6 protein-coding genes and 2 rRNA genes (1 of these 8 cut by a window edge) are annotated in these 10670 nt (G+C 61.6%); 1 reads left to right on the forward strand and 7 read right to left on the reverse strand.

What is annotated here, in order from left to right; translation table 11 throughout:
* Nucleotides 1-21: 21 nt before the first annotated feature.
* The 4 genes from IMX18_RS15495 to IMX18_RS15510 all read right to left on the reverse strand — a co-directional run bounded on the left by IMX18_RS15495 (nt 22) and on the right by IMX18_RS15510 (nt 4739).
* Nucleotides 22-354: a DUF3325 domain-containing protein gene (locus IMX18_RS15495; RefSeq protein ID WP_191471842.1), complete on the reverse strand. Its 333-nt coding sequence runs from the start codon at nt 352-354 to the stop codon at nt 22-24.
* Nucleotides 351-1865, reverse strand: coding sequence for a PepSY-associated TM helix domain-containing protein (locus IMX18_RS15500; protein WP_191471843.1), 1515 nt, complete (start codon nt 1863-1865; stop codon nt 351-353). Before IMX18_RS15500 ends, IMX18_RS15495 begins: the two co-directional genes overlap by 4 nt.
* Nucleotides 1862-2149, reverse strand: coding sequence for an iron transporter (locus tag IMX18_RS15505; RefSeq protein ID WP_191471844.1), 288 nt, complete (start codon nt 2147-2149; stop codon nt 1862-1864). Before IMX18_RS15505 ends, IMX18_RS15500 begins: the two co-directional genes overlap by 4 nt.
* Before the next feature lie 355 nt (nt 2150-2504).
* Nucleotides 2505-4739 (reverse strand): TonB-dependent siderophore receptor, encoded by a 2235-nt coding sequence (locus tag IMX18_RS15510; protein WP_217190571.1) that lies wholly within the window; start codon nt 4737-4739, stop codon nt 2505-2507.
* A gap of 301 nt (nt 4740-5040) precedes the next feature.
* Here IMX18_RS15510 and IMX18_RS15515 point away from each other — a divergent pair, with 301 nt between their 5' ends.
* Nucleotides 5041-6270 (forward strand): MFS transporter, encoded by a 1230-nt coding sequence (locus tag IMX18_RS15515; protein ID WP_217190569.1) that lies wholly within the window; start codon nt 5041-5043, stop codon nt 6268-6270.
* Here the strand turns inward: IMX18_RS15515 and IMX18_RS15520 are convergent.
* The 3 genes from IMX18_RS15520 to IMX18_RS15530 all read right to left on the reverse strand — a co-directional run.
* Complete coding sequence (locus IMX18_RS15520) at nt 6267-8075, reverse strand: ABC transporter ATP-binding protein/permease (RefSeq protein WP_217190567.1); 1809 nt, start codon at nt 8073-8075, stop codon at nt 6267-6269. The two genes, IMX18_RS15515 and IMX18_RS15520, sit on opposite strands and share 4 nt — an antisense overlap.
* A gap of 194 nt (nt 8076-8269) precedes the next feature.
* Nucleotides 8270-8385: ribosomal RNA gene (gene rrf, locus IMX18_RS15525) — 5S ribosomal RNA — on the reverse strand.
* 131 nt (nt 8386-8516) lie between these two features.
* Nucleotides 8517-10670 (reverse strand): 23S ribosomal RNA (locus IMX18_RS15530) (it continues 738 nt past the right edge of the window).

A 10670-nucleotide genomic window follows, 5' to 3' on the forward strand; every position in this document is an offset into this window, starting at 1 on the left:
GCGCCGACGATGGGGGCCTGGTCAGATCATCAGCAGCATCAGTCCCCAAACCGGCACCGCTGCCACCAACCCCACCGCCAGCCGCGGCCAGTATGGCAGCAGCAATACCAGCACCATCCCCGCCAGCGACATCACGGCAAACCAGGCCACCGGCCCCATGGCCCAGCCCCAGGCCTGGGCACACAGCACCAGACTGGCCAGCAACGCCAGCCAGCCGGCCGCGCGCAAGCCGACACGCAGCACCGGCGGGCAGTTGCGGTTCCATACCTGCTTGTAATGCCGCTCCAGCCCCTGGCACAGCCCCAGCATGCCAGCGAAGGCGAACAACACGCTGCCCATGATCCACATCATCATGCCCCGGCCTCCATCCGCCGCCCTGCCCTGGCCTTCTGCGGCACCCACTGCGCCTGCCATACGCGCCAGGCCAGCAGCCCGAGCAATACACCCAACACCAGGGCACAGGCCACCACCCCCAGGCGCATGGCGTCGCCCAAGCCACCCAACGCACCCAGGCCAATGCACAGCAACGCGGTCAGCAGCAGTTGCTCGACCCAGGCCCGGCGTACTGGCCTGATACCGGCATGCAACAGCGCCAGCAGCCATACACCAAAGAACGCACGAACCTCCCAGCTCTCCCGCTGCGCCAGTTCCACCGGCAGCACACGGCTGGCCCACAGCAACCCCACGCACGCCAACAACAGGCCACTGACGAAGCCCACGTTGCACACCTCCGCCACCCGGTACCAACGCCGCACCGAAGCCTCGGCGCTGGCGTACTTGCGCCCACGCTTCACGCAGAACAGCACCAGCCCGCTGGCGATCATCAGGCAACTGACCAGCCCGCAGACAAAATACAGCCAGCGCATCGGGTAGCCGCCAAACTGGGCGAAATGCAGGCCGGCCATGACCCGCTGGGTCAATGGCGCCGCGCGCCATTCGGCGACGTCGCCGAGCAACTGCCCGCTGACACCATCGAAGACCATGGCCTGGCCCTTGGCCAAGGCAATGCGGTTGCCCAGCCCGGGGCGTATTTCGATACGCGCCGCCGCCGTGTTGGGGTTGCGGATATTCAGGCCACCAATCGGCCCCAGACGCGCCTCGGCCTGGGCCAGCAATGGCGCGATATCGACCAGCGCGGCCGGTTGCCTGGCCAGGCCGCGGGACTGCTCCAGGCGGGCATTGCCCTGGGCCTGGAAGTAGGCACGGTTGTCGCCGGCGAACAGCGCATCGACCCCGGCCGGGATGTAGATGAGCATGAAGATCACCAGGCCGGTGTAGGTGATCATCAGGTGGAACGGCAGCAACAGCACCGCGCTGGCGTTGTGAAAATCCAGCCACGAGCGCTGGCCCTTGTTCGGCCGGAAGGTGAAGAACTCCTTGAAGATCTTCTTGTGGATGACGATGCCGGTGACCAGCGCCGCGAGCATCACCAGCGCCAGCGCGCCGACCACGAAGATGCCCCAGTTGCGTGGCAGGTCGAGGGTGAAATGGAAGCGGAAAAAGAAGTTGCCACCAACACTGTCACGCACCTCGATGGCCTCGCCAGTACGCGGGTCGAGCTGTACGGTGGGGCCATGGCGACGCTCGCCGGTGGACACGCGCAACCCGGGCGAGCGCTCGCTCGGCAGGCTGATGCCCCAGTTCCCAGCCTGCGGCTCGTGGGCCTGCAGGTAGGCAATGGCGCGCCGCGCGGCGTCGGCCTGGGGTACCTCGGTGGCCGGGATTTCCGGTTGCATCCAGTGGTCGAGTTCCTTGTCGAATACCGCCAGGGTGCCGGTGACGAAGATGGCGAACAGCAGCCAGCCGAAAATCAGCCCGGCCCAGGTGTGCAGCCAGGCCATCGATTGGGTGAAGGTGTTCTTCATGCCAGCCACTCCAGTGCCTGCGGCCAGAAGCCGATCAGGGCAAGCGGTACGGCCAAAGCCAGCGGGGCCCAGGCACGCAGGGCATTGCTGCAGGCGAAGGCCCAGAGGATGGCGGCGGTGTAGAAGATGAAGGCCGGCAGGGTCGCGACGATGACCGCATCGGCGGCAGCCAGCGGCAGGATGCGGGCCAGGCAGGCGCTGGCGGCGTAGCTGAGGGCATAGCCGCCGAGCAGTGCGGCACAGCTGCGGGAGAGGATCTGCAGCCAGGCGGGGGCTTTGATCATCGGGGGCTCCTTGGCGTTGATCGGTGGCATCCGGGGCTGCTTTGCAGCCCATTCGCCGGCAAGCCAGCTCCCACAGGGATTGCACAGGGTTCGAATACTGTGTGGTACCTGTGGGAGCAACTGTCTTGCTCAAATTCCAAACGTTGGCGCGATCCCTGTGGGAGCGGCCTTGTGTCGCGAAAGGGCTGCAAAGCAGCCCCAGCAATTTCAACTGTTGCGCATCAATCCTGGGGCCGCGTTGCGGCCCTTTCGCGACACAAGGCCGCTCCCACAGGTACAGCGACAAGCTCGAGAGCAACGCTGTACCTGTGGGAGCTGGCTTGCCGGCGAATGGGCCGCGCAGCGGCCCCTTGGATCAGAAGTTGATGTTCAGCGCAGCGAACACCGCCCTGCCCGGCTGGTTATAGGTATTGGCGCCCGAAGTACTGGCGTTGCCGCCACGCAGGATCTGCTTGTCGAACACGTTGTTCACCCCCACCCGCACGTCGTAGTTGGCGTTGAACTTGTAACCAGCGCTCACGTCCACCAGGCCGTAGGCTTCCACGTCCTGTTGCGCGGTCTTGTCGTAGCCTTGCTGGGTGCGTTCGTTGAAGGTCGGCGACTTCTGCTTGCCGAAGTAGGTACCCGCCACCTGGAACGACAGCTTCTCGGTGGCGCGCCAGTCGAGGGTGGTGTTGACGGTGTATTCCGGGATCACCGACAGCGGCTCGCCGGTCTCGCGGTTGTCGTTGTCGAGCATCCAGGTCAGGTTGGTGTTCCAGTCCAGGGCCGGGGTCAGCTCGATGAACAGGTTGCCTTCGATACCTTCCACCCGCGCCTTGCCGGCGTTGTCCCACTGGGTCACGCGGCTGCCGGTGCCGATGGTGTACAACACATCGGTATCACCGACGATCTTGTTCTTGTAGTCGTTGCGAAAGTACGTGGCACTGGTGCGCCAGGTACCACGGTCGTACATCAGGCCGATTTCCTTGTTGACGCTGATCTCGGGCTTGAGGTCGGCGTTGCCCTGCAGGTAGCAGCCACCGTTGTTGGTCTGCTGCACGCTGCAACCATTGCCGCGGCTGTACAGCAGGTAGTTGGGGTTGGACTGGTACAGGTTCGGGGTCTTGTAGGCGCGCGCGATACCGCCTTTGACCGACAGTGCTTCGGTCAGCTTGTGCGACAGGTTCAGGCTGGGGCTGAAGTTGTCGCCGAAGGTTTCGTGGTGGTCGAAACGCAGGCCCGGGGTAATGGTGGTATCGCCGACAATGATGTTGTCCTCGACGAACAGCGCATAGCTGCGGGCAGTCGTCTTCGAACTGCTGCGGTCGAAACCGACGAGCCCGTCATTACCCGTGGGGTCCGAGCTTTGTGGGCGCAGCGAGCCCTGATCATTGAGCGTTTCGTACAGGTACTCGCCGCCCAGGGTCAGCACATGCTCGGTGCTGCCCATGGCGAATGGCAGGTTCACTTCGCTGCTCAGGCGCGTGTTGCGCAGGCGCGACATGGCGGCGCCTTCAGCATTGGGAGCACCTTCGGTACGGCCTGCCAGGCCCTCGTTTAGACGCCAGTTGCGCACGTACTCGTAGGCCAGCACGGTCTTGCTGGTACCCCAGATGAAATCGCCCAGGTGGGTCAGGTCGTAGGTACTGCGCTGCATCACATTGGTTTCATGGCCATACAGGCTGGACACGAACTCGACATCACCACCGCCGTTGCTGTTCATGGTGTCACCGGCAAAGATATTGCCCTGGCGGCTATAGCCGGCACTGGCCTCGAGGCGGTGCTCGTCGTTCAGCTTCCAGCTCAGCAGGCCATTGATGTCCTTGTTGCGCACGCCTTCGCGGCCCGCCACCAGCGCACTGGTTGCATGCCCGGCGTTGATGTCCAGGTCGTCGGCATCGGTCTTGGCCAGGCCGCCGTACAGGCGGAAGCCGAGGTTGTCGGTCAGGCCGCCGCCCAGGTTGAAGTTGGCCCGGCGGCTGGTGCCCTCGGCGCTGTCTTCCGGCAGCTGGGTGTACAGGCTGACGCTGCCCTTGAGTTCGTCGGTGGGCCGTTTGGTGATGATATTGACCACCCCGCCCATGGCGCCGGAACCATAACGTGCGGCCGCCGGGCCACGCAGGATCTCGATGCGCTCGACTGCTTCTGCCGGAACCCAGTTGGTTTCACCGCGGGTATCACGGTCGCCGTTCCAGCCATAGCGCACGGCATTGCGTGCGCTGGATGGCTTGCCGTCGATGAGGATCAGGGTGTTTTCCGGGCCCATGCCGCGCAGGTCGATCTGCCGGTTGTTGCCACGCGCGCCGCTGGCGCTGTTGCCGGTCAGGTTGACCCCGGGCTCGCGGCGGATGATGTCGGACAGGTCATTGGCCGGCGGGTGGCGCTTGATGTCTTCGGCGGTGATGATCGACGTACCCAAGGCCTGGCGTGCCTCGCGCTCGGCGGTGACCAGGGTGTCCTGGATCACCAGCGCGTTGTCGGCGACCGGCATCTCCAGCACCTCACCCGTACGCTGTTCTTCGGCCTGGGCCACGGTGGCCACCATGGCCGGTGACGCCAGCGCGACAAACGCCAGGGCCAGGCTGTTGGGTGAAGTCTTGCACTGCATGGGTACATCTCCTGCGATTCATGAGCGAAACGGCACATCCCTGTCGGAGACCGGGAGCCCTCGCCCACCGGCCTCGCAAACACAGTTTGGTGGCCAACAGGGATGGTAAATATAGAGATTCGCAATTGTGTTTAAATCTTATTTACGAAGTTTACATGTTTGTAACGGAACTTTGCTGGCACGACAGCGTTGCCCGCGCAGCCCGACTATTCGCGCTGTTGCTTGCATATACCTGTCCGATTTGCATCTTGCGTGACGGCTCCTACAGTTTCGAACGTAGCCCCCTCTGCCGAGCCTCCTGATGCGCAGCCACGAAGAAAGCCACGCCATGAACGCCACCAGGTCCCTGTCGAAGATCCCTCGCAGTGTCTGGGCGCTGGGCTTCGTATCGATGTTCATGGACATTTCCTCGGAAATGATTCACGCCCTGCTGCCGCTGTACATGGTCACCGTGCTTGGCACCTCGGTATTGGCGGTGGGCTTAATCGAAGGTATTGCCGAGGCGACCGCCTCGATCACCAAGGTGTTTTCCGGCGCCCTCAGCGACCGGCTGGGCAAGCGCAAGCTGCTTACGGTGCTGGGCTATGGCCTGGGAGCGTTGACCAAGCCGGTGTTCCCCATGGCCTCCGGGCTGGAGTGGTTGACCGCAGCACGCTTCGTCGACCGGGTCGGCAAAGGCATTCGTGGGGCGCCGCGCGATGCACTGGTGGCCGATGTCACGCCCGCCGAACTGCGTGGTGCAGCCTTCGGCCTGCGCCAGGCGCTGGATACCGTGGGCGCCTTCCTTGGGCCGTTGCTGGCGATCGTGCTGATGTGGCTGACGGCGAGCCATTTCCAGACGGTATTCTGGGTGGCGGTGCTTCCGGCGTTCGTGGCGGTGTACATCCTCATCGCCTTCGTGCGCGAACCTGAAACGCCGGCCACCACCCGGCCGGTGCGCTCACCGCTGGCCCTGCTCGAATTGGCACGCCTGGGCCCGTCCTACTGGCGGCTGATCGGCCTGGCCACACTGTTCACCCTCGCCCGCTTCAGCGAGGCGTTTCTACTGCTGCGCGCGCAGGACATGGGCCTGGCGCCGCTGTGGGCGCCGGCAGTGCTGGTGCTCATGGCCATGGTGTACTCGCTGTCGGCCTACCCAGCGGGAATGCTGTCGGACCGCGTAGGCCGCCGCGGCGTGCTGATGATCGGGCTGGGGCTGCTGGTCGCCGCAGACCTGCTGCTGGCCCTGCTGCCGGGCTGGACCGGGCTGGCCATGGGGGTGGCTGCCTGGGGCCTGCACCTGGGCTTCAGCCAAGGCATCTTTGCCGCCATGATCGCCGACAGCGCCCCCGCGGAGCTGCGCGGTACAGCCTTCGGGCTGTTCAACCTGCTGACCGGCGTGGCGCTGTTGGTGGCCAGCGTGGTGGCCGGGCTGCTGTGGGACGGGGTCGGCTTCAAGGCGACATTCCTGCTTGGCGCAGCGTGTGCCGGCAGCACCCTGGTCGGGGTCGCATTGCTCAGGTCAGGCCCGATCACCGGCAAGCCGCACTAGGCCAGCGCTGGCTGCTGTTCCAGCAGCGACCAGCCGCCATGCCCATCCACCTCCAGCCGATGGGTATGGAAACCTGCCAGTGTGCTGCGGTGCCCGACACTGACCAGCAACGCTCCCGGCATTTCCGTGCGCAACAGTGAATACAGGGCATGCTCGAGCCCTTCGTCCATGGCCGAAGTGGACTCGTCGAGAAACACCACCTGCGGCCGGTTGAACAGCACCCGGGCAAATGCCAGGCGCTGCTGCTCACCGACCGAGAGAATGTGTGACCAGTCACAGCTGACGTCCAGTCGCTCGGCCAGGTGGGCCAGGTTGACCTGGCGCAAGGCCTGCTGCATCCGCGTTTCATCCTCAGGCCTGCTGGCCGCCGGGTAGGCAATGACGGCGCGCAGATCGCCCAGCGGCAGGTACGGCCGCTGCGACAGGAACAACGCCTGGTGGCCCAGCGGGCGCCTGACCTCACCCTCGGCATACGGCCAGAGGCCTGCCAGCGCACGCAGCAGCGTGGTTTTGCCGCTGCCCGACGGCCCCTTGATCAACAGCGCCTGGCCGGCGTGCAGGTCAAGGTCCAGGTCGGCGATAAGGGCATGCCCGTCCGGGCGCAGCACCTGCAGGCGGCTGATCGCCAAGGCATGCTCCTGCTCCTCGGTGATGACGCGCGGCAAAGCGCTTGCCTGCTCGTTGGCATCGAGGAAGCCGGTCAGACGATCGAGAGTAGCCCGGTACTGGGCAAACGCATCATACGACTCGCGGAAGAACGACAGCGAATCCTGCACCTGGCCAAAGGCCTGGGAGGTCTGCATGACGTCGCCCAGCTTGATCGCCCCGCTGAAGAAGCGCGGTGCCTGCAGAATGAACGGGAACACCACTGCTACCTGGCTCACGCCCAGGTTGAAACCACTGAATTTCAGGTTCCGGAACACCAGCGCCCAGGCATTCACGATCAAGGCACCAAAGCGGCCCAGCAAGGTGCCCCGCTCGACCTGCGCACCCTGGTAGAAAGCGATGTTCTCGGCGTTCTCGCGCAGACGCATCAGCGCGTAACGGAAGTTGGCGGTGAGCTTTTCGTTGAGGAAGTTCAGGCGGATCAGCGGCCGCCCGAGGCGGAAGGCGATCCAGGTGGCGACGATGACGTACAGGTACACGGCAAACACCATCGCCCGGGGAATCTCCACACCCGCGACGGCCAGCGGCGCCGACAGCCCCCAGAGGATACCGGTGAACGCCACCAGCGAAACCAGCGCGCTGACCGCGCCCAGGGCGAGGGTCACCGAGTTGCTGACAAAGGCGTTGACGTCCAGTTCGATACGCTGGTCAGGGTTGTCCACCGGCTCGGCAAGGAACTGGCCACGGTAGTAGGCATCGCCGTGCATCCAGTCGTGGGTCAGGCGCTCGGTCAGCCAGACCCGCCACTGGATGCTGAACGCCTGGCTTACATAGAAGGTGAACAGCGAACGCAGCACATGGATGGTGGCCAATACCGCGAAGACGCCGAGCAGGTACCAGAAGGCGGCTTGGTCAAGGCCTTGCAAGGCGCTGTAGAAGCCGTTGTACCAGAACGAGAACAGCACGTTCAGGCGCACCGAGAATAGCGTCAATACCAGCAGCAGGGCGAACACCAGTAACGGCCGCCAACTGCGCCTGAAACTGAAATAGGGCCCGGCAAGCTGCCAGAACTGGCTGCCCCAGCGCGTACAACGTACGGCCAGTGTGGCGGCTGCTGTGAAGCAGACAAGGGTGATGAACGAGGCGATTGCCAGCCAGCTCAGGCTCTCTTGCAAGGCCTGGTGCCAGTTCATTTCCATGATGGGTATCCGTGCTGAGTATTTCCGCGAGCGTAGCATTGACCTGTGATTCGTCAGGCATAAATGACGCACATTTCATGATTGCTTTCGGAGCTACGCGGGCCTCTGTGGGAGCGTTGCACAGGTCTGGGGCTTATTGGCCAGAAAGACAAAACCCCTACCTGCATGCGCAGATAGGGGTTTTGCGAAATGAATCTTGACGATGACCTACTCTCACATGGGGAAACCCCACACTACCATCGGCGATGCATCGTTTCACTGCTGAGTTCGGGATGGGATCAGGTGGTTCCAATGCTCTATGGTCGTCAAGAAATTCTGTTGCCAGAATGTCCAGATGGACAGCCCAGCGAATTCGAATATGCGATATTTGTGATGTTGCGAACTTTCGGTTGCTTCGTCTTCACCACCGCAATCTGCGTTAGCAAATTGCTTGGGTGTTATATGGTCAAGCCTCACGGGCAATTAGTATTGGTTAGCTCAACGCCTCACAGCGCTTACACACCCAACCTATCAACGTCGTAGTCTTCGACGGCCCTTTAGGGGATTCAAGATCCCAGTGAGATCTCATCTTGAGGCAAGTTTCCCGCTTAGATGCTTTCAGCGGTTATCTCTTCCGAACATAGCTACCCGGCAATGCCACTGGCGTGACAACCGGAACACCAGAGGTTCGTCCACTCCGGTCCTCTCGTACTAGGAGCAGCCCCTCTCAAATCTCAAACGTCCACGGCAGATAGGGACCGAACTGTCTCACGACGTTCTAAACCCAGCTCGCGTACCACTTTAAATGGCGAACAGCCATACCCTTGGGACCGGCTTCAGCCCCAGGATGTGATGAGCCGACATCGAGGTGCCAAACACCGCCGTCGATATGAACTCTTGGGCGGTATCAGCCTGTTATCCCCGGAGTACCTTTTATCCGTTGAGCGATGGCCCTTCCATACAGAACCACCGGATCACTAAGACCTACTTTCGTACCTGCTCGACGTGTTTGTCTCGCAGTCAAGCGCGCTTTTGCCTTTATACTCTACGACCGATTTCCGACCGGTCTGAGCGCACCTTCGTACTCCTCCGTTACTCTTTGGGAGGAGACCGCCCCAGTCAAACTACCCACCATACACTGTCCTCGATCCGGATAACGGACCTGAGTTAGAACCTCAAAGTTGCCAGGGTGGTATTTCAAGGATGGCTCCATGAGAACTGGCGTCCCCACTTCAAAGCCTCCCACCTATCCTACACAAGCAAATTCAAAGTCCAGTGCAAAGCTATAGTAAAGGTTCACGGGGTCTTTCCGTCTAGCCGCGGATACACTGCATCTTCACAGCGATTTCAATTTCACTGAGTCTCGGGTGGAGACAGCGCCGCCATCGTTACGCCATTCGTGCAGGTCGGAACTTACCCGACAAGGAATTTCGCTACCTTAGGACCGTTATAGTTACGGCCGCCGTTTACCGGGGCTTCGATCAAGAGCTTCGCTTGCGCTAACCCCATCAATTAACCTTCCGGCACCGGGCAGGCGTCACACCCTATACGTCCACTTTCGTGTTTGCAGAGTGCTGTGTTTTTAATAAACAGTCGCAGCGGCCTGGTATCTTCGACCGGCATGGGCTTACGGAGCAAGTCCTTCACCCTCGCCGGCGCACCTTCTCCCGAAGTTACGGTGCCATTTTGCCTAGTTCCTTCACCCGAGTTCTCTCAAGCGCCTTGGTATTCTCTACCTAACCACCTGTGTCGGTTTGGGGTACGGTTCCCAGTTATCTGAAGCTTAGGAGCTTTTCTTGGAAGCATGGTATCAACCACTTCGTCGCCTAGAGGCAACTCGTCATCAGCTCTCGGCCTTGAAATCCCGGATTTGCCTAAGATTTCAGCCTACCACCTTAAACCTGGACAACCAACGCCAGGCTGGCCTAACCTTCTCCGTCCCTCCATCGCAATAACTGGAAGTACAGGAATATTAACCTGTTTTCCATCGACTACGCTTTTCAGCCTCGCCTTAGGGACCGACTAACCCTGCGTCGATTAACGTTGCGCAGGAAACCTTGGTCTTTCGGCGTGCGAGTTTTTCACTCGCATTGTCGTTACTCATGTCAGCATTCGCACTTCTGATACCTCCAGCAAGCTTCTCAACTCACCTTCACAGGCTTACAGAACGCTCCTCTACCGCGTCATCAAAGATGACACCCGTAGCTTCGGTGCATGGTTTGAGCCCCGTTACATCTTCCGCGCAGGCCGACTCGACTAGTGAGCTATTACGCTTTCTTTAAAGGGTGGCTGCTTCTAAGCCAACCTCCTAGCTGTCTAAGCCTTCCCACATCGTTTCCCACTTAACCATGACTTTGGGACCTTAGCTGACGGTCTGGGTTGTTTCCCTTTTCACGACGGACGTTAGCACCCGCCGTGTGTCTCCCATGCTCGGCACTTCCAGGTATTCGGAGTTTGCATCGGTTTGGTAAGTCGGGATGACCCCCTAGCCGAAACAGTGCTCTACCCCCTGGAGTGATACATGAGGCGCTACCTAAATAGCTTTCGAGGAGAACCAGCTATCTCCGAGCTTGATTAGCCTTTCACTCCGATCCACAGGTCATCCGCTAACTTTTC

This window comes from Pseudomonas shirazica (assembly GCF_015168335.1).
Lineage (GTDB): Bacteria > Pseudomonadota > Gammaproteobacteria > Pseudomonadales > Pseudomonadaceae > Aquipseudomonas > Aquipseudomonas asiatica.